22 protein-coding genes are annotated in these 17,347 nt (G+C 59.6%); 11 read left to right on the top strand and 11 right to left on the bottom strand.

Annotated elements, in window-relative coordinates:
- Window positions 1-34 precede the first annotated feature (34 nt).
- The 8 genes from hisG to AC1DWG_RS19150 all read right to left on the bottom strand — a co-directional run bounded on the left by hisG (window position 35) and on the right by AC1DWG_RS19150 (window position 5,478).
- Window positions 35-670, bottom strand: coding sequence for an ATP phosphoribosyltransferase (gene hisG / locus AC1DWG_RS19185; RefSeq protein WP_008018703.1), 636 nt, complete (start codon window positions 668-670; stop codon window positions 35-37).
- A gap of 125 nt (window positions 671-795) precedes the next feature.
- The gene (gene murA, locus AC1DWG_RS19180; protein WP_223455589.1) at window positions 796-2,061 is read right to left on the bottom strand and encodes a UDP-N-acetylglucosamine 1-carboxyvinyltransferase; all 1,266 of its coding nucleotides are present in this window, start codon (window positions 2,059-2,061) and stop codon (window positions 796-798) included.
- A 22-nt stretch (window positions 2,062-2,083) separates the two neighbouring features.
- Window positions 2,084-2,323 carry a BolA family protein gene (locus AC1DWG_RS19175; RefSeq protein ID WP_223546387.1) on the bottom strand — a complete coding sequence of 80 codons (240 nt, stop codon included), beginning with the start codon at window positions 2,321-2,323 and terminating at the stop codon, window positions 2,084-2,086.
- A gap of 114 nt (window positions 2,324-2,437) precedes the next feature.
- Window positions 2,438-2,743, bottom strand: coding sequence for an STAS domain-containing protein (locus tag AC1DWG_RS19170; protein WP_477763220.1), 306 nt, complete (start codon window positions 2,741-2,743; stop codon window positions 2,438-2,440).
- The gene (locus AC1DWG_RS19165) at window positions 2,740-3,393 is read right to left on the bottom strand and encodes an MlaC/ttg2D family ABC transporter substrate-binding protein (RefSeq protein WP_477753417.1); all 654 of its coding nucleotides are present in this window, start codon (window positions 3,391-3,393) and stop codon (window positions 2,740-2,742) included. The genes AC1DWG_RS19170 and AC1DWG_RS19165 overlap by 4 nt, the downstream gene beginning before the upstream one ends.
- A gap of 11 nt (window positions 3,394-3,404) precedes the next feature.
- A complete protein-coding gene (mlaD, locus tag AC1DWG_RS19160) occupies window positions 3,405-3,872 on the bottom strand; it encodes an outer membrane lipid asymmetry maintenance protein MlaD (RefSeq protein ID WP_056728368.1) in 468 nt (155 codons plus the stop codon).
- Window positions 3,872-4,669 (bottom strand): lipid asymmetry maintenance ABC transporter permease subunit MlaE, encoded by a 798-nt coding sequence (gene mlaE, locus AC1DWG_RS19155; protein ID WP_223546373.1) that lies wholly within the window; start codon window positions 4,667-4,669, stop codon window positions 3,872-3,874. Before mlaE ends, mlaD begins: the two co-directional genes overlap by 1 nt.
- Window positions 4,669-5,478, bottom strand: coding sequence for an ATP-binding cassette domain-containing protein (locus AC1DWG_RS19150; protein ID WP_477759871.1), 810 nt, complete (start codon window positions 5,476-5,478; stop codon window positions 4,669-4,671). Before AC1DWG_RS19150 ends, mlaE begins: the two co-directional genes overlap by 1 nt.
- A 276-nt stretch (window positions 5,479-5,754) precedes the next feature.
- On the opposite strand from AC1DWG_RS19150, the gene AC1DWG_RS19145 reads away from it, so the two are divergent.
- The 10 genes from AC1DWG_RS19145 (at window position 5,755) to AC1DWG_RS19100 (ending at window position 12,870) form a co-directional block, all read left to right on the top strand.
- Entirely contained in the window at window positions 5,755-6,729 is a 975-nt protein-coding gene (locus AC1DWG_RS19145) for a KpsF/GutQ family sugar-phosphate isomerase (RefSeq protein ID WP_477788199.1), read from the top strand.
- The gene (locus tag AC1DWG_RS19140) at window positions 6,729-7,253 is read left to right on the top strand and encodes a KdsC family phosphatase (protein WP_477788198.1); all 525 of its coding nucleotides are present in this window, start codon (window positions 6,729-6,731) and stop codon (window positions 7,251-7,253) included. Before AC1DWG_RS19145 ends, AC1DWG_RS19140 begins: the two co-directional genes overlap by 1 nt.
- Window positions 7,254-7,260: 7 nt before the next feature.
- Window positions 7,261-7,833, top strand: a complete 573-nt coding sequence (gene lptC, locus AC1DWG_RS19135; protein WP_477753414.1) for an LPS export ABC transporter periplasmic protein LptC — start codon at window positions 7,261-7,263, stop codon at window positions 7,831-7,833.
- A complete protein-coding gene (gene lptA, locus AC1DWG_RS19130; RefSeq protein ID WP_477753413.1) occupies window positions 7,820-8,368 on the top strand; it encodes a lipopolysaccharide transport periplasmic protein LptA in 549 nt (182 codons plus the stop codon). The genes lptC and lptA overlap by 14 nt, the downstream gene beginning before the upstream one ends.
- Window positions 8,368-9,093, top strand: coding sequence for an LPS export ABC transporter ATP-binding protein (gene lptB, locus AC1DWG_RS19125; RefSeq protein WP_477788197.1), 726 nt, complete (start codon window positions 8,368-8,370; stop codon window positions 9,091-9,093). The genes lptA and lptB overlap by 1 nt, the downstream gene beginning before the upstream one ends.
- 272 nt (window positions 9,094-9,365) lie before the next feature.
- The gene (locus AC1DWG_RS19120) at window positions 9,366-10,859 is read left to right on the top strand and encodes an RNA polymerase factor sigma-54 (RefSeq protein ID WP_477753411.1); all 1,494 of its coding nucleotides are present in this window, start codon (window positions 9,366-9,368) and stop codon (window positions 10,857-10,859) included.
- Window positions 10,860-10,933: 74 nt separating this feature from the next.
- Window positions 10,934-11,242, top strand: coding sequence for a ribosome hibernation-promoting factor, HPF/YfiA family (gene hpf, locus AC1DWG_RS19115; protein ID WP_007941242.1), 309 nt, complete (start codon window positions 10,934-10,936; stop codon window positions 11,240-11,242).
- Window positions 11,243-11,254: 12 nt separating this feature from the next.
- Window positions 11,255-11,719, top strand: a complete 465-nt coding sequence (gene ptsN, locus AC1DWG_RS19110; protein WP_477788196.1) for a PTS IIA-like nitrogen regulatory protein PtsN — start codon at window positions 11,255-11,257, stop codon at window positions 11,717-11,719.
- A 2-nt stretch (window positions 11,720-11,721) separates the two neighbouring features.
- Window positions 11,722-12,579 (top strand): RNase adapter RapZ, encoded by an 858-nt coding sequence (rapZ, locus tag AC1DWG_RS19105; RefSeq protein ID WP_477753410.1) that lies wholly within the window; start codon window positions 11,722-11,724, stop codon window positions 12,577-12,579.
- Window positions 12,580-12,594: 15 nt separating this feature from the next.
- Entirely contained in the window at window positions 12,595-12,870 is a 276-nt protein-coding gene (locus tag AC1DWG_RS19100) for an HPr family phosphocarrier protein (RefSeq protein ID WP_008046141.1), read from the top strand.
- 62 nt (window positions 12,871-12,932) lie between these two features.
- On the opposite strand, the gene pmbA is transcribed toward AC1DWG_RS19100, so the two are convergent.
- Entirely contained in the window at window positions 12,933-14,279 is a 1,347-nt protein-coding gene (gene pmbA / locus AC1DWG_RS19095; RefSeq protein WP_008018721.1) for a metalloprotease PmbA, read from the bottom strand.
- A gap of 108 nt (window positions 14,280-14,387) precedes the next feature.
- Between pmbA and yjgA the strand changes: the two genes are divergently transcribed.
- Complete coding sequence (gene yjgA / locus AC1DWG_RS19090; RefSeq protein ID WP_057716427.1) at window positions 14,388-14,912, top strand: ribosome biogenesis factor YjgA; 525 nt, start codon at window positions 14,388-14,390, stop codon at window positions 14,910-14,912.
- A 105-nt stretch (window positions 14,913-15,017) separates the two neighbouring features.
- Here the strand turns inward: yjgA and tldD are convergent, their stop codons facing one another.
- Both tldD and AC1DWG_RS19080 read right to left on the bottom strand, forming a co-directional pair.
- Window positions 15,018-16,460 carry a metalloprotease TldD gene (gene tldD, locus AC1DWG_RS19085; protein ID WP_218429285.1) on the bottom strand — a complete coding sequence of 481 codons (1,443 nt, stop codon included), beginning with the start codon at window positions 16,458-16,460 and terminating at the stop codon, window positions 15,018-15,020.
- A gap of 12 nt (window positions 16,461-16,472) precedes the next feature.
- Entirely contained in the window at window positions 16,473-17,327 is an 855-nt protein-coding gene (locus AC1DWG_RS19080; RefSeq protein ID WP_477753408.1) for a carbon-nitrogen hydrolase family protein, read from the bottom strand.
- Window positions 17,328-17,347 lie beyond the last annotated feature (20 nt).

The raw sequence follows: 17,347 nt of genomic DNA, 5'->3' as shown, positions 1-17,347 counted from the left end.
ATAGACGGGCGCGACTTAACGTCGCGCTGGTGAATCAGCCGCGGTGTCGAGACTCCACTGCCTTGCGCAGGGTGTCGATCAACGCCTGGATACGGGCGTGCTGCATTTTCATCGAAGCTTTGTTGACGATCAGCCGGGAGCTGATGGCAGCAATGAAATCCTGTGGCTCCAGGCCGTTGGCCCGCAGCGTGTTACCGGTGTCGACCACGTCGATGATCTTGTCGGCAAGGCCGATCAGCGGTGCCAGCTCCATCGAGCCGTACAGCTTGATGATGTCGACCTGACGACCCTGTTCAGCGTAATAACGCTTGGCAACGTTGACGAACTTGGTGGCGATGCGCAGGCGACCCTTGGGCTCGACCGCACCGACCTTGCCGGCCGTCATCAACTTGCACTGGGCAATTTGCAGGTCCAGTGGCTCGTACAGACCCTGGCCGCCATATTCCATCAGCACATCTTTACCGGCGACACCGAGGTCGGCAGCACCATGTTCGACATAGGTCGGCACATCGGTGGCACGCACGATCAGCAGGCGTACATCTTCCTGGGTCGTGGGAATGATCAGCTTGCGGCTCTTGTCCGGATTCTCGGTCGGCACGATGCCCGCTTCAGCCAGAAGCGGCAGGGTGTCGTCAAGGATGCGGCCCTTGGACAGTGCGATGGTCAACATGGGAAACGTCAGTCCTTATCAAGGTACTCATGCCCGGTCGCAAATGGCGCCGGACATACATCGAGCCGAAAACGGCCCGACTTCAACAAATCAACGGGCACGTCCTTATGCCCATGCAGCAGGTACTAGCCCGGAACGCGACGGATCTTGGCACCCAGCATCTGCAGTTTTTCTTCGATGCACTCGTAGCCACGGTCTATGTGGTAGATGCGGTCGATCAGGGTGTCGCCGTCGGCGATCAGGGCCGAAATCACCAGGCTGGCCGAGGCACGCAGGTCGGTCGCCATCACTGGCGCGCCCTTGAGTTTTTCGGTGCCGGTGACGATCGCGGTGTTGCCCTCGACCTGGATCTTGGCGCCCATGCGGTGCAGCTCATAGACGTGCATGAAGCGGTTTTCGAAGATCGTCTCGATCACAGCACCGGTGCCTTCGGCAATGGCGTTGAGGGAGATGAACTGGGCCTGCATGTCGGTCGGGAACGCCGGGTACGGAGCGGTCCGCACGTTGACGGCTTTCGGCCGCTTGCCGTGCATGTTCAGCTCGATCCAGTCTTCGCCGCAGGTGATTTCGGCACCGGACTCACGGAGTTTTTCCAGAACGGCTTCGAGGATGGTCGGATCGGTGTCCTTGACCTTCACGCGGCCGCCGGTCACGGCAGCGGCAACCAGGTAGGTACCGGTTTCGATACGGTCCGGCATCACCTTGTAAGTGGTGGTGTGCAGACGCTCGACGCCGTCGATGGTGATGGTGTCGGTGCCAGCGCCGGAAACCTTGGCACCCATGGCGTTCAGGAAGTTCGCCAGGTCGACCACTTCAGGCTCGCGCGCGGCGTTAGCCAGGACGCTGCGGCCTTTGGCCAGCGCTGCGGCCATCATGATGTTTTCGGTACCGGTCACACTGACGGTATCGAAGAAGAAGTGCGCACCGCGCAGGCCGCCTTCAGGCGCCTTGGCCTTGATGTAGCCGCCTTCAACGTCGATGACTGCACCCATGGCTTCCAGGCCACGGATGTGCAGGTCAACCGGACGCGAACCGATGGCGCAACCGCCAGGCAAGGCGACTTCGGCTTCACCGAAACGGGCAACCATCGGGCCCAGCACCAGGATCGACGCACGCATGGTTTTAACCAGTTCGTACGGTGCGACCAGGGTCTTGATGGTGCGCGGGTCGATTTCGACGGAGAGTTTTTCGTCGATCACAGGCTCGATGCCCATGCGGCCGAACAGCTCGATCATGGTGGTGATGTCGTGCAGGTGCGGCAGGTTGGCCACGGTCACCGGGCCATCGCACAGCAAAGTGGCCGCCAGGATCGGCAGGGCAGAGTTCTTTGCCCCGGAGATGCGGATTTCGCCATCAAGACGAACGCCACCGGTAATAATCAATTTATCCATAAGAATCTCGACGCCCTTGGGCTCAGGTGCGCTCGGCCCAGGCCGTGCTGCTGAAAAATTTCATAGTCACCGCGTGGATGCTGCCATCAGCGATCCATGGGTTCAAATGGGCATAGATGCTCTGCTGACGCTTCACCGGGCTCAATGCCGCCAGTTCATCGCTAATCACGTTCAGCTGGAAATTGCAGCCTTCGCCCTCAACTTCTATCTGAGTTCCGGGCAGCTTTCCTTCAAGGAAGCTCTTCACTTCTACGGCCTGCATGCTCAACCTCATTCGGCGCCCTGTGCGCGCGGGTCGGACATCATACAAAAAAGCCCCGCGCCTGCGAACCCCGCCAAACAGGACTCGGACGGGGGGCTTCTTTATAGATGCGTGTCAGGGGTGCGCCAACAGCTCGGTCAGCTCGCTGACCTGAGCAATTTCACGCATGTCATCCGGCATTCCGCTGATGCTCAGGGCCTTGCCGGCCGCCTGCGCATCGCGGATAAAGCACAGCAGCAACGACAAACCGACACTGCTGGACTTGGTCACCGCCGAGCAATCGACCACCAGCGCCGCAGCCTTGCTGGCCTTGATCAGCGCCTTGCCCTGCTCGCGCAGGCCAGGGCCGGTGCGGTAATCCAGCACACCACTGAGTCGCAGCTCGCCCGCTTCGTCCATCTGGACTGCCGACTCACTCATTGGGCTGACTGCCCTGGCTTCTTGTCGGTGGCTTCCTTGGCCTTGGCAACTTCCCCGGCCCAACCATTGATGGTCTTGTCCAGGTCGTTGCCATTGCGTTGCATCGCATCGGCGAACTGATCGCGGAACAGCTTGCCGATGTTGATGCCATTGATGATGACGTTACGCAGTTTCCACTCGCCGTTGATTTTTTCCAGCGTGTAGGACACTGGATAGATCGCACCGCTGCTGCCCTTGACGGTCATGCCAACGGTGGTACGGTCGCCCGACTCGTCTTTGGCCGGATCAACGGTGATGCCCTGGTTGTTATACTCCAGCAAGGCATTGCCATAGAACTGGAACAGACCCTTCTTGAAGTTTTCTTCGAAGGTCTTCATCTGCGCCGGGGATGCTTTCTTCGAGTATTTGACCGTCATGATGCTCTTGGAAATGCCCTCGGCATCCACGACCGGCCCGACGATGGTGTTCAGCGCCGCATAAAAGTCTTGCGGATCCTGCTTGTACTTTTCTTTGTTGGCCGCCAGATCGGCCAGCATCCGATTAGTGGTGTCCTGTACCAGATCGTGCGCGGAAGGCGCCGCCACGGCGTGGGACACCAACGGAAACACCGCGAGTATTACCAACAGGCCACGTCGCAAGGTAGAGATCATTTAACAGTTCCTCATTTAGCTTCTTTGCTAACGGTATTGAGCAGGAATTTACCGATCAGGTCTTCGAGCACCAGCGATGACTGCGTGTCATGGATGGTTCCACCATCCTTGAGCAGGGTATCTTCCCCGCCCACGCTGATACCGATGTACTTTTCGCCCAACAGGCCAGCGGTCAGGATAGATGCAGTAGAGTCCGCCGGAAGATTATCGATGCGTTTTTCCAACTGCATGGTCACCCGACCAGTAAAACTGTCGCGATCCAGATCGATGGCCGTGACCTTGCCGATGGTCACACCGGCCATGGTCACTTTAGCTCTGACCGTCAAACCGGCGATATTGTCGAAGTAGGCGTAAAGTTTATATGTATCGGTGCTCGGACTCGGGGACAGGCCACTGACCCGCAACGCCAACAAGAGCAAAGCCAGGATGCCAGCCAGCAAGAAAAGGCCGACACCGATTTCCAGGGTGCGGTTTTGCATCAGAAATCTCCAAACATCAAGGCGGTCAGAATAAAGTCCAGGCCGAGTACTGCCAACGAGGCATATACAACGGTCTTGGTAGTGGCACGACTGATCCCCTCGGAAGTGGGTTCGCAGTCATAGCCTTGGAATACGGCGATCCAGGTCACGACAAAGGCAAAGACGATACTTTTGATGATCCCGTTGAGCACATCGTCGGTGAACGTCACGCTGTTCTGCATGTTCGACCAGTAGGAACCTTCATAGACTCCCAGCCAGTCGACAGCTACCCACGAGCCGCCCCAGATACCCACCACGCTGAAAATCATCGCCAGCACCGGCAGGGAAATGAAACCGGCCCACAAGCGTGGCGCGATGATGTACTTGAGCGGGTCAACCCCGATCATTTCCAGGCTGGACAACTGCTCGGTGGACTTCATGTTGCCGATTTCGGCGGTCAACGCCGAACCTGCGCGCCCGGCGAACAGCAAGGCAGTCACCACCGGCCCCAGTTCACGCAGCAGCGTCAGGGCAACCATCTGCCCGACAGCCTGCTCCGAACCATAGCTGGAAAGAATGTTGAAGCCCTGCAGCGCCAGCACCATGCCGATGAACACCCCGGAGACCACAATGATCACCAGGGACATCACGCCCACCGAATGCAGCTGCTTGACCAGCAGCCCAAAGGCGCCACCGATACCGCCCCGGCCGAGCAAGGCATGGAACAGGAACAAGCTCGAACGCCCGAACACCGCCAGCGCATCGATGCCGGCCTGGCCGAAGCGGCGAACGCGTTCTATCAATGAAATTCTGCGCATCAGCGCTTCCCCAGAAGATCTGCGCGGTAATCCGTCGCTGGAAAGTGGTACGGGACCGGGCCGTCGGGTTCGCCGGTCATGAACTGACGAATGCGCGGTTCATCCGAGTTCATCAACTCGTCCGGCGTCCCCTCCCCCAGCACCTGACCATCGCCCACCACATAAATGTAATCGGCAATGCTCGCGGTCTCGGCCAGGTCATGGGACACCACGATGCTGGTGATGCCCAGCGCATCGTTGAGCAAACGAATCAGGCGCACCAGAACGCCCATTGCGATGGGGTCCTGGCCGACAAAGGGCTCGTCGTACATGAGGATCTGTGGATCGAGCGCAATCGCCCGGGCCAGCGCAACACGGCGTTTCATGCCGCCGGAAAGCTCGTCGGGCATCAGGTCGATGGCACCGCGCAAGCCCACAGCCTGCAGCTTGAGCAGGACGATGTCGCGGATCATTTCATCCGGCAGTTGCGTATGGACCCGCAACGGAAAGGCGACGTTCTCGAAGACATCGAGGTCGGTGAACAGTGCGCCGCTCTGAAACAGCACGCCCATATGCTTGCGCGCATCGAACAGGTCGCTGCGCGACAGTTTTGGCAGATTCTGACCGTTGACCCAGACTTCGCCCCTGGTAGGCCGCAACTGGGCACCCATCAGACGCAAAAGCGTGGTCTTGCCACACCCGGAAGGCCCCATGATGCCGGTGACCTTGCCGCGCGGGATACGGATATCGACATTATTGAAAATGCTGCGCGCACCGCGCTTGAAGGACAGTCCCTTCAGCTCGACCGCGTAGGCGTTATCGGCACTCATCTAAACTCCTTGCGATGCAGCCTCTCACTCGGACGCCTGGCTTCCTGACGAAAGCACATACCTCCCGGGCAGGCCGAACTGGCGGCGAACTATATCACTGCAAAGGCTGCGCGCCCAAGGCCAAAGCCGGGGCAAGTTCAACTGCATGACGGGTTGAAAGCGCCATTTAGAAGGTTTCCCGCAACAGGTAATGACAATGCGCGACGAACTTGCGTGAGGGATTCGATCATTACCGTTATAATCGCCGACTTTTCATCAGGCTATACGATTTCTGACATGAGCCAATCCAGCGACCTGATTCAATCAGCACAACGCACCATCCGCCTCGAGGTAGAAGCCGTGCAAGGCCTGCTGCCCCATATCGATGCTGATTTCGTACGCGCTTGCGAGATGATTCTGGCCAGCAAGGGCCGCGTGGTCGTGGTCGGCATGGGCAAGTCGGGGCACATCGGCAACAAGATTGCCGCGACCCTGGCCAGCACCGGCACCACGGCATTTTTTGTGCACCCGGCTGAAGCCAGCCACGGCGACATGGGCATGATTACCCGCGACGACATCATTCTGGCGCTCTCGAATTCCGGCTCCACCAATGAAATCGTGACCCTGCTGCCGCTGATCAAGCGCCTGGGCATTCAATTGATCAGCATGACCGGCAATCCTGACTCCGCGCTGGCCAAGGCCGCCGAGGTCAACCTGAATGTTCACGTCGAGCACGAAGCCTGCCCGCTGAACCTGGCACCAACCTCGTCGACCACCGCCGCCCTGGTCATGGGCGACGCCCTGGCAGTCGCGCTGCTGGAAGCCCGTGGCTTTACCGCCGAAGACTTCGCCTTTTCCCATCCCGGTGGTGCCCTGGGCCGACGCCTGCTGCTGAAAGTGGAAGATGTCATGCACGCAGGCCAGGAACTGCCGCAGGTCCAGCGCGGCACCCTGCTCAAGGATGCCCTGATGGAAATGACCCGCAAGGGCCTGGGCATGACCGTCATTCTGGAAGCCGACGGCAAACTGGCCGGAATCTTCACCGACGGCGATTTGCGCCGCACACTGGACCGCAGTATCGACATCCACAACGCCATCATCGACCAGGTCATGACGGCCCATGGCAAGACCGCGCGCGCCGAGATGCTCGCCGCCGAAGCGCTGAAAATCATGGAAGACCATAAAATCAACGCATTGGTCGTGGTCGACAGCGAAGACCGCCCGGTCGGCGCCCTGAACATGCACGACTTGCTGCGTGCAGGAGTAATGTAATGAGTGCGGACCTGCTGCAACGCGGTAAACAGATCAAACTGGCGGTGTTCGATGTCGATGGCGTGCTGACCGACGGGCGCCTGTACTTCCTCGAAGACGGCAGCGAATTCAAGACGTTCAACACACTCGACGGCCAGGGCATCAAGATGCTGATGGCCGCCGGCGTGCAGACCGCCATCATCAGTGGCCGCAAGACTCCGGTGGTCGAGCGACGAGCCAAAAACCTCGGCATCCCGCATCTCTATCAGGGTCGTGAGGATAAACTGGTGGTACTCGACGAACTGCTGGCCCAACTCAACCTGAGCTATGAACAGGTGGCCTACCTCGGCGATGACCTGCCGGACCTGCCGGTGATTCGCCGCGTCGGCCTGGGCATGGCGGTGGCCAATGCCGCCAGCTTCGTGCGTGAACACGCTCACGGCATCACCGTCGCCCGTGGTGGTGAAGGTGCCGCTCGCGAATTCTGCGAACTGATCCTGCGCGCCCAGGACCGCCTCGATGCGGCCAATGCGGCGTACCTGTGAGCCCACTATGCTGAGCAAAAAGTTTCGCAACACCCTGATGTACAGTTGCATCGCGGCGATATTCGCCGCGGCTGGCTACTGGAACATCAGCCCGGAACGCTTCCTCGACAAGCCGGTAACGCCGGTCGATGAAAGCGCGATCGACTATTACGCCATCAACGCCCACAGCGTGCAGTACCTGCCGGACGGCAAGCTGCAATATGATCTGGTGTCCGACAAGGTCGAGCACCTGAAAGCGACCGAGGTGACATTGCTGACCAACCCCGACCTGAATGTGTTCCGCGGCACTGAATTTCCGTGGCACGTCCAGAGCCTGCACGGCGAGGTCAACCCTGATGGCACACAGGTCGAACTGATCGATGACGTGCGCATCACGCGCTTCGACGAGAAAAACCGTAAAACCCTGATCACCAGCACCCGCATGACCGTGTTCCCGCAGCAGCAATATGCGCAGACAGAGCAAGACGTTAGAATCGACGGCGCTGGCGGTGTATCGACTGGCAAGGGAATGAAGGCGTATTTGAAAGAAAGCAGGATACACCTGCTATCGAACGTAAGAGGACAGTATGAGGCTCGTTAAAACCCTCCCGATTTTGCTCAGTCTGGGCGCAGCACTGGGAAGCGTGAGCGCCTGGGCTCTGCCGGAAGATCAACAGCAGCCTATCCGCATTCAGGCCGACGATGCCCAACTGGACGACAAGCAAGGTATTGCCATCTATACCGGTGACGTGATCATTACCCAAGGTACGATGAAGGTTACCGGCAACAAGGTGACCATGACCCGCACCCCGAATGGCGACATCGACGTGGTTACCTCGGTGGGCAACCTGGCCTACTTCGAGCAACTGCAAACGGCGGGCGACACCAAACCCGTCCAGGGCTGGGGTGTGACCATCCAGTACCACGCAACGCAAAATCGCGTTGTGCTGATCGACAAGGCCAAAGTCATCGACAAGGACAACAACACCACCCAAGGTGAGAAAATCGTCTACGACACCGAGAAGAAGCTGGCCAGCGCCGGTCGCGCCACCGGCAGCAAGGTGACCGAGTCGCGTCCGCGTATCGACATGGTGATCCAGCCGAAGAAGAAAACCGACGAGAAAAAGGCCCAGTAATGGCAACTCTGAAAGCTCAGCATCTGGCCAAGAGCTACAAGAGCCGCCAGGTCGTGCGCGACGTCAGCCTGTCCATCGACAGCGGTCAGATCGTCGGCCTGCTTGGCCCGAACGGCGCCGGCAAGACCACCTGCTTCTACATGATCGTCGGTCTGGTGCAGGCCGACCAGGGCCGCGTCCTGATCGATGACCTGGACATCAGCCACCAGCCGATGCACGGCCGCGCAAAGGCTGGTATCGGCTACCTGCCGCAAGAAGCATCGATCTTCCGCAAACTGTCGGTGGCCGACAACATCATGGCCATCCTCGAGACCCGCAAGGAACTCGACAAGGCCGGTCGGCGCAAGGAACTGGAAAGCCTGCTGCAGGAATTCCACATCAGCCACATCCGCGACAACCTCGGCATGAGCCTGTCTGGTGGTGAGCGCCGTCGCGTGGAAATCTCCCGAGCCCTGGCCACCAACCCGAAATTCATCCTCCTCGACGAACCCTTCGCCGGCGTGGACCCGATTTCGGTCGGGGACATCAAGCAGATCATTCACCACCTCAAGGCCAAAGGCATTGGCGTGCTGATCACCGACCACAACGTTCGTGAAACCCTGGATATCTGCGAAACCGCCTACATCGTCAACGACGGCCAATTGATCGCCGAAGGCGACGCTGAAACCATCCTGGCCAACGACCTGGTGAAGGAAGTGTACCTGGGCCACGAATTCCGCCTGTAAGACACCGAGGTGCGAGACTGGTCGACGAGCGCTTGTCTCGATAAAAAACAACTCTTTTTTATTGTTACAGTGCTCTAGGCAAACACGACGCCTCAAAGATGTTCAAGAGTCGGCCGGAGCAACCTGTCAACAAAACATTGCAGCTTTTTATTGTTACAGTGCTCTAGGCAAACACTACAGTTTCAGGCATATAATTTGCTTATGTTTGGCGCCCCGGCGCCCTGTAGTGGATGGCGCGTGTGCGCCGGCGAATAAGGTGTTAAGCCCCTGCCATGAAACCATCGCTAGTCTTGAGAATGGGCCAGCAGCTGACGATGACACCGCAGCTGCAACAGGCTATCCGCCTGCTCCAATTGTCGACCCTGGACCTGCAACAGGAAATCCAGGAGGCCCTGGAGTCCAATCCGATGCTCGAACGCCAGGAAGAAGGCGACGACTTCGATAACACCGACCCCTTGGCCGACAACGCCGAACAGAAGCCCAACACCGACATCCAGGAACCCTCCTACCAGGAAACCGCCCCGACGGTTGATAACCTCGATGAGGGTGACTGGAACGAGCGCATCCCCAACGAACTCCCCGTCGACACCGCGTGGGAAGACGTTTACCAGACCAGCGCCAGCAGCCTGCCCAGCAATGACGACGACGAGTGGGACTTCACCACCCGTACCTCGGCCGGCGAAAGCTTGCAAAGCCACTTGCTGTGGCAACTGAACCTGGCCCCGATGTCCGACACCGATCGCCTGATCGCCGTGACCCTGATCGACTGCATCAACAATCAGGGCTACCTGGACGAAACCCTCGAGGAAATCCTCGACGCCTTCGATCCGGAACTGGACATCGAACTGGACGAAATCGAAGCGGTCCTGCATCGCATCCAGCAATTCGAGCCCGCCGGCATCGGCGCCCGCAACCTGGGCGAATGCCTGCTGCTGCAATTGCGCCAGCTACCCGCCAAGACCCCTTGGCTGGCTGAGGCCAAGCGCCTGGTCACCGATTACATCGACTTGCTTGGCAGCCGCGACTATAGCCAACTGATGCGCCGCATGAAGCTCAAGGAAGATGAACTACGCCAGGTCATCGAGCTGGTCCAGAGCCTTAACCCGCGCCCGGGTTCGCAGATCGAGTCCACCGAAGCCGAGTATGTCGTTCCTGACGTTATCGTGCGCAAGGACAACGAGCGCTGGCTGGTGGAGCTGAATCAGGAGTCGGTGCCACGGCTGCGGGTCAACGCCCAGTACGCCGGTTTCGTGCGCCGCGCCGACACCAGCGCCGACAACACGTTCATGCGCAATCAGTTGCAGGAGGCCCGCTGGTTCATCAAGAGCCTGCAAAGCCGCAATGAAACCCTTATGAAGGTTGCCACCCAGATCGTCGAGCATCAGCGTGGTTTCCTCGAATATGGCGACGAAGCCATGAAGCCGTTGGTCCTGCATGACATCGCCGAAGCGGTCGGCATGCATGAGTCGACGATTTCACGGGTGACCACCCAGAAGTTCATGCACACCCCCCGGGGCATTTATGAACTGAAGTACTTTTTCTCCAGTCACGTCAGCACCTCCGAAGGCGGCGAATGCTCGTCCACGGCGATCCGCGCGATCATCAAAAAACTGGTTGCCGCGGAAAATCAGAAAAAGCCATTGAGTGACAGCAAGATCGCTGGTTTACTGGAGGCACAAGGCATTCAGGTGGCTCGCCGCACCGTCGCCAAGTACCGCGAATCCCTCGGGATCGCGCCTTCGAGCGAACGCAAGCGGTTGATGTAGAGCCACGCCACAGCGTTCCAGTGGCAGGCATTTCTGCCTGCCGCTTTATGCACTGGCAACGAAGGAGAAGCTGTATGCAAGTCAACATCAGTGGACACCAACTGGAAGTGACCGAACCTCTTCGCACCTACATCGGCGAAAAACTCGAACGATTGGAGCGACATTTCGACAAGATCACTAATGTGCAGGTCACGATGACCGTCGAAAAACTGAAGCAGAAAATCGAAGCCACGCTGCATATTCCCGGGAATGAAGTGGTCGCCAACGCGGAACATACCGATATGTACGCCGCGATCGACGCACTCACCGACAAGCTGGATAAACAACTCAAAAAGCATAAGGAAAAGACCCAGAGCCTCCTCCAGGGTGCAACCGGTCGTTAACACTCCCAACCCATGATCCGACTTGAAAGTATCCTGACCCCCGGCCGTTCCCTGGTGAACGTGCCGGGCGGCAGTAAAAAGAAAGCCCTCGAGGAAATTGCCAATCTGATCGCCCGCGAAGTGCCGGCCCTGGAGATGCAAGATGTCTTCGAGGCACTGATTGCCCGTGAAAAACTCGGCTCCACCGGTTTTGGCAACGGCATCGCTATTCCACACTGCCGTCTCAAGGGCTGTGTTTCACCCATCAGTGCATTGATGCACCTGGACGCCCCTATCGACTTCGACGCCATCGACGGCGCGCCGGTTGACTTGCTGTTCGTATTGCTGGTCCCGGAAGCCGCCACCGATGCGCACCTTGAGCTGCTGCGACAAATCGCCAGCATGCTCGACCGCAAGGAAGTTCGCGAAAAACTGCGTAATGCTGCAAGCAACGAAGCCCTGTATCAGGTTGTCCTGGACGAGCAAAACGGTCAGTAATCATGCGCTTGATCATCGTCAGTGGCCGTTCCGGCTCAGGTAAAAGTACCGCCCTCGACGTTCTTGAGGACAACGGCTACTACTGCATCGACAACCTGCCTGCCGGTCTGCTGCCGGAACTGGCCGAACGAGCCTTGATTCATACCGAGCTGCTACAGCCGCTGGTCGCCGTTTCCATTGATGCGCGCAACCTGCCCAGCCACCTGTCACGCTTCCCCGATCTGCTCGAAGAAGTCCGCAACCGCCACATCCAGTGCGATGTGCTGTACCTGGATGCCGACGAAGAAACCTTGCTCAAGCGCTTCTCGGAAACCCGCCGTCGTCACCCCCTGACCAACGCCAACCGCTCGCTGGCCGAAGCCATCAGCGTCGAGAGCGACCTGCTCGGGCCGATTGCCGACCTCGCCGATCTCAAGATCAACACCACCAGCCTGAACCTGTACCAGCTGCGCGACGCCATCAAACTGCGTCTGTTGAATCAGCCCGAGCCGGGCACTGCGTTCCTGGTGGAATCCTTCGGGTTCAAGCGTGGCATGCCGGTGGACGCCGACTTGGTGTTCGATGTGCGTTGCCTGCCCAACCCTTACTGGAAACCGGAATTGCGCGAGCAGTCCGGGCTCGATCAACCGGTTGCCGAATACCTGGCGGCACAGCCGGATGTCGAAGAGATGTTCCAGGACATTTCCACATACCTGCTAAAGTGGCTGCCTCGTTTTGCCGCCAGCAACCGCGCCTATGTCACCATTGCCATTGGCTGCACTGGCGGACATCACCGCTCCGTCTACCTGACCGAGCGTCTGGGGCAGGCGCTGCAAAAATCCCTGAAGAACGTCCAGGTTCGCCACCGCGACCTCAGCTAAAGGATTCACATCGCGATGCCTGCTCTGGAAATCGAAATCATCAACAAGCTGGGCCTGCATGCCCGTGCTTCTGCAAAATTCGTCGGGGTCGCCGGCCAGTTCAAGGACTGCACGATCAGGGTAGGACGCACACCTGAATCCACAGTAGATGGCAAAAGCATCATGGCCATGATGATGCTCGCTGCCGGTAAGGGCACCAAAATCCATCTGAGCACGGAAGGCGAGCAGGAAAAGGAAGCGATGGACGCGCTGGTAGCCTTGATCAATAACTACTTCGACGAAGGCGAATAAACATCAAAAGAAAGGCGCGCCACCCATTGGGTGGCGCGCCTTTTTTATGCAACGGTCTGAGCTTAGCTACCCGCCACCGTCATCCGCTCGATCAACACCGAACCAGTGCGAATGTTGCTGCGCAGTTCCAGGTCGTTACCCACGGCAACGATCTGTTTGAACATATCGCGCATGTTGCCGGCGATGGTCACTTCCTGGACCGCGAACTGGATTTCGCCGTTCTCGACCCAGTAACCCGCCGCGCCCCGGGAATAATCGCCGGTGACCATGTTCAGCCCCTGGCCCATCAACTCGGTGACCAACAGTCCGCGTCCCATGCGCCGCAGCAAGGCCGCCTGGTCTTCATCACCATGGGTGACGAACAGGTTGTGCACGCCGCCGGCGTTGGCCGTACTTGGCATGCCGAGCTTGCGGCCGGAGTAGGTACCGAGGATGTACGACACCAACTCGCCTTTTTCGACGAACGGTTTGGCGTAGGTTGCCAGGCCATCGCCATCGAACGCCGCGCTGCCCAAGGCTCGCATCAAGTGCGGACGTTCGTCGATGGTCAGCCACTCCGGAAACAGCTTCTGGCCGAGAGTGCCCTCAAGGAACGAAGACTTGCGATACAGGCTGCCGCCGGAAATCGCCGACAGGAAACTGCCAAACAGGCCCCCGGCCAACTCTGCGGAAAACAGCACCGGCACCTCACAAGTCGGCACCGGACGCGCTCCCAGACGGCTCGCCGCCCGTTGCGCGGCACGCTGGCCGATGCTGACCGGATCGGCCAGCAGATTGCCCTGGCGGTTCACGTCGTACCAGTAATCGCGCTGCATCTGGCCGTCCGCTTCGGCGATCATCACGCAGCTCAAGCTGTGACGAGTCGATGCGTAACCACCGATAAACCCGTGGCTGTTGCCATAAACGCGGCAACCCTGATGGGTACTGAGAGTGGTGCCGTCAGCGTTCTTGATCCGGCTGTCGGCAGCAAACGCCGCGGCTTCACAGGCCAAGGCCTGTTCGATGGCTTGTTCCGGAGTGATGTCCCATTGGTGGAACAGGTCGAAATCCTGAATATCCCGCGCCATCAGCGCGGCATCCGCCAGGCCCGAGGCTTCGTCTTCCGAAGTGTGTTTGGCGATGGCCAGTGCCGCGGCGACGGTTTCGCGAATCGCTTCCGGACCACTGGCCGATGTGCTGGCCGAGCCTTTGCGCTGACCGACGTACAAGGTGATGCCAAAACCCTGATCGCGGTTGAATTCTACCGTTTCGACTTCACGCTGACGCACCGTGGTCGACAAGCCCTGCTCCAGTGACACCGCCACTTCACAGGCGCTGGCGCCCTGGCGCCTGGCTTCAGCGATGATCTGCTCGACTTGTTCCTGCAGTGCCGGCAACGCTTGTGGGCCGACGCTTTCAACTGCACTCATGCTGTTCTCCACTCAAATTCTGCTTTCGGTAACGGTCATCGAGCGACCGGGCCGGACAAGCGGCCCCCGACTGGTTATCATGGCGGCGTTTCTTTGCGGACGGCCACCATGGTTGATTCTTACGACGACTCCCTCGATACGGGAGAAAAAAGCAAATCCCAGGTTAAACGCGAGCTGCATGCTCTGGTTGACCTTGGCGAGCGCCTTACAACACTCAAGCCTGACTTGCTGGCAAAACTGCCCTTGACCGACGGAATGCGTCGGGCTCTGGCCGATGCGCCCAAGCACACCGCGAACATCGCGCGTAAACGGCACCTTCAGTTCATCGGCAAACTGATGCGCGATCAGGACACTACCGCCATTCTGGTTCTGCTCGATCAACTCGATGCCTCCACCCGTCAATACAACGAACGCTTCCATAACCTGGAGCGCTGGCGCGATCGTCTGATCGCGGGCGACGATGCCGTTCTGGAGAAATTCGTCGTCGACTACCCGGACGCGGACCGCCAGCAATTGCGTTCCCTGATCCGTCAGGCCCAGCATGAGGTTGCGCAAAACAAGCCTCCTGCTTCCAGCCGTAAAATCTTCAAGTACATCCGTGAGCTGGACGAGACTCAACGCGGTCTGCGTTAATTCTCCGAAGCTCTTGTAGGAGCTGCCGAAGGCTGCGATCTTTTGATCATTAAAAAAGGCAAAGATCGCAGCCTTCGGCAGCTCCTACAGGAGATGTCCCTATCCTTATGCGCCCGTGCCACCCACGGTGATCGCATCAATCTTCAGCGTTGGCTGGCCGACACCCACCGGCACCGATTGCCCATCCTTGCCACACGTGCCCACACCGCTGTCCAGCGACAGGTCATTACCGACCATCGACACCTTGCTCATGGCTTCCGGCCCGTTGCCGATCAGGGTCGCGCCCTTGACCGGAGCGGTGATCTTGCCGTCCTCGATCAGGTACGCCTCGCTGGTGGAGAACACGAACTTGCCGCTGGTGATGTCCACCTGACCACCACCCAGGTTGGCGCAGTAGATGCCGCGCTTCACCGAGGCGATGATTTCCGCCGGGTCGCTTTCGCCGGCGAGCATGTAGGTGTTGGTCATGCGCGGCATCGGCAGGTGCGCGTAGGATTCGCGACGGCCGTTACCGGTACGCGCCACGCCCATCAGGCGCGCGTTGAGCTTGTCCTGCATGTAGCCTTTGAGTACGCCGTTTTCGATCAGCGTGGTGCACTCGGTCGGCGTGCCTTCGTCGTCGACGCTCAACGAGCCGCGGCGACCGGCCAGGGTGCCGTCATCGACAATGGTGCACAGCTTCGATGCGACCATCTCGCCCATGCGCCCGCTATAAGCTGAGCTGCCCTTGCGGTTGAAGTCGCCTTCCAGGCCATGACCGACGGCTTCATGCAGCAGCACACCCGACCAGCCGGAACCGAGCACCACCGGCAAGGTACCGGCCGGTGCCGGGATGGCTTCAAGGTTGACCAGTGCCTGACGCAACGCTTCACGGGCATAGCCCATGGCGCGGTCTTCGCCAAGAAAATAACGGTAATCGGTCCGCCCGCCACCGCCATGACCGCCGCGCTCGCGGCGACCGTTCTGCTCGACGATCACGCTGACGTTGAAGCGCACCAACGGCCGCACATCCGCCGCCAGACCGCCATCGGTGGAAGCCACCAGAATCCGCTCCCAGACACCGGCCATGCTCACGGTGACTTGCTGGATGCGTGGGTCGAGGGCGCGGGTCGCGGCGTCGACTCGCTTGAGCAAATCGACTTTCTCGGCACGGGTCAGCACTTCCAGGGGATTGTCCGGCGCATACAACTGCGCGACGTCCTGGCTGGTGAATGCCTGTACGGTGCCGTGCTGCCCGGCCCGGGAAATCGAACGGGCGGCACGCGCCGCCGCGCCCAGGGCTTCAAGAGTAATAGCATTGCTATAGGCAAAACCGGTTTTTTCACCCGATTGCGCGCGCACGCCGACACCCTGGTCAAGGTTGAAGCTGCCTTCCTTGACGATGCCGTCTTCCAGCGCCCAGGACTCGGAGATCTGCCCCTGGAAATACAGGTCGGCGGCATCGATGCCTGGCCCGGCCAAGTCGCCGAGCACGCCTTGCAGGCTCTCGATCGTGACGCCACCGGGCGCCAGCAGGTGTTCACTGACTGAGGACAACAACTCGCTCATATGCTTTACGCCTTAAATTCGTCGTTCTGATGCAGGTCGCTGGGCGCCCTGCGAGAAAAATCGCCGGTGACTGGACACCGGCATCCGCGCCCGGATGGACGCCTGTTCATTGCTGTCGCGTTCGGCCAGCAGCACGGCCTCGCCTTGATCCTGTTGCGCCAGTACCCGGCCCCATGGGTCGATGATGGCGGCATGGCCAAAGGTTTCCCGCGGCCCCGGATGCGTCCCGCCCTGGGCCGCGGCGAGCACATAACATTGCGTCTCGATGGCTCGCGCACGTATCAGCACATCCCAATGCGCCGCGCCGGTCACCGCGGTGAAGGCCGAAGGGGCGGTAATCAGTTCCGCGCCGGCCGCGCGCAATTCGCTGTACAGCTCGGGAAAGCGCAGGTCATAGCAGACCGTCAGGCCAACCCGGCCGACCGGTGTGTCCGCCACAACCACTCCGTTGCCATAAGCATAGTCATCGGATTCACGATAACGGCCACGATTGTCCGCCACGTCCACATCGAACAGGTGCAGCTTGTCGTAGCGCGCCACCGTATCGCCCTGGTCATCGACCAGCAATGAACAGGCATGGGCTTTCGCCGTCGGCTGATCCACCGGCGGCAACGGCAACGTGCCGGCCACAATCCATAACTTGAGGTCGCGTGCGGTCTGTTTCAACCAGGGCAGGATCGGGCCTTCGCCCAAGGCTTCGGCGCGCCCGATGTCGGCAACGTCGCGCCGGCCCATGGCGGCGAAGTTTTCCGGCAATACCGCGAGCTTCGCGCCACCGGCGGCCGCTTGCTCGAGCAGTCGACGGGCCTGGGCCAGATTAGCCAGCACATCGCTCTGGCTGACCATTTGAATCACCGCTACAGACATGGCCCTTTCCTTGATTGAAA

The sequence above is a fragment of the Pseudomonas sp. P4_B3 genome (genome assembly GCF_056402295.1).
The sequence above is the reverse complement of the archived record's forward strand: the minus strand, read 5'-3'. Positions and strand labels throughout refer to the sequence as shown.

Excerpts from the sequence above, each read along its gene's own strand:
- AC1DWG_RS19100 (WP_008046141.1), top strand. The coding sequence starts at position 12,595 with ATGCCTGCTCTGGAAATCGAAATCATCAACAAGCTGGGCCTGCATGCC.
- AC1DWG_RS19170 (WP_477763220.1), bottom strand. The coding sequence starts at position 2,743 with ATGAGTGAGTCGGCAGTCCAGATGGACGAAGCGGGCGAGCTGCGACTC.
- mlaD (WP_056728368.1), bottom strand. The coding sequence starts at position 3,872 with ATGCAAAACCGCACCCTGGAAATCGGTGTCGGCCTTTTCTTGCTGGCT.
- hpf (WP_007941242.1), top strand. The coding sequence starts at position 10,934 with ATGCAAGTCAACATCAGTGGACACCAACTGGAAGTGACCGAACCTCTT.
- lptC (WP_477753414.1), top strand. The coding sequence starts at position 7,261 with ATGCTGAGCAAAAAGTTTCGCAACACCCTGATGTACAGTTGCATCGCG.
- AC1DWG_RS19140 (WP_477788198.1), top strand. The coding sequence starts at position 6,729 with ATGAGTGCGGACCTGCTGCAACGCGGTAAACAGATCAAACTGGCGGTG.
- AC1DWG_RS19120 (WP_477753411.1), top strand. The coding sequence starts at position 9,366 with ATGAAACCATCGCTAGTCTTGAGAATGGGCCAGCAGCTGACGATGACA.
- lptB (WP_477788197.1), top strand. The coding sequence starts at position 8,368 with ATGGCAACTCTGAAAGCTCAGCATCTGGCCAAGAGCTACAAGAGCCGC.
- murA (WP_223455589.1), bottom strand. The coding sequence starts at position 2,061 with ATGGATAAATTGATTATTACCGGTGGCGTTCGTCTTGATGGCGAAATC.
- AC1DWG_RS19145 (WP_477788199.1), top strand. The coding sequence starts at position 5,755 with ATGAGCCAATCCAGCGACCTGATTCAATCAGCACAACGCACCATCCGC.
- mlaE (WP_223546373.1), bottom strand. The coding sequence starts at position 4,669 with ATGCGCAGAATTTCATTGATAGAACGCGTTCGCCGCTTCGGCCAGGCC.
- AC1DWG_RS19165 (WP_477753417.1), bottom strand. The coding sequence starts at position 3,393 with ATGATCTCTACCTTGCGACGTGGCCTGTTGGTAATACTCGCGGTGTTT.
- yjgA (WP_057716427.1), top strand. The coding sequence starts at position 14,388 with ATGGTTGATTCTTACGACGACTCCCTCGATACGGGAGAAAAAAGCAAA.
- hisG (WP_008018703.1), bottom strand. The coding sequence starts at position 670 with ATGTTGACCATCGCACTGTCCAAGGGCCGCATCCTTGACGACACCCTG.
- AC1DWG_RS19150 (WP_477759871.1), bottom strand. The coding sequence starts at position 5,478 with ATGAGTGCCGATAACGCCTACGCGGTCGAGCTGAAGGGACTGTCCTTC.
- AC1DWG_RS19175 (WP_223546387.1), bottom strand. The coding sequence starts at position 2,323 with ATGCAGGCCGTAGAAGTGAAGAGCTTCCTTGAAGGAAAGCTGCCCGGA.
- rapZ (WP_477753410.1), top strand. The coding sequence starts at position 11,722 with ATGCGCTTGATCATCGTCAGTGGCCGTTCCGGCTCAGGTAAAAGTACC.
- AC1DWG_RS19080 (WP_477753408.1), bottom strand. The coding sequence starts at position 17,327 with ATGTCTGTAGCGGTGATTCAAATGGTCAGCCAGAGCGATGTGCTGGCT.
- lptA (WP_477753413.1), top strand. The coding sequence starts at position 7,820 with ATGAGGCTCGTTAAAACCCTCCCGATTTTGCTCAGTCTGGGCGCAGCA.
- tldD (WP_218429285.1), bottom strand. The coding sequence starts at position 16,460 with ATGAGCGAGTTGTTGTCCTCAGTCAGTGAACACCTGCTGGCGCCCGGT.
- pmbA (WP_008018721.1), bottom strand. The coding sequence starts at position 14,279 with ATGAGTGCAGTTGAAAGCGTCGGCCCACAAGCGTTGCCGGCACTGCAG.
- ptsN (WP_477788196.1), top strand. The coding sequence starts at position 11,255 with ATGATCCGACTTGAAAGTATCCTGACCCCCGGCCGTTCCCTGGTGAAC.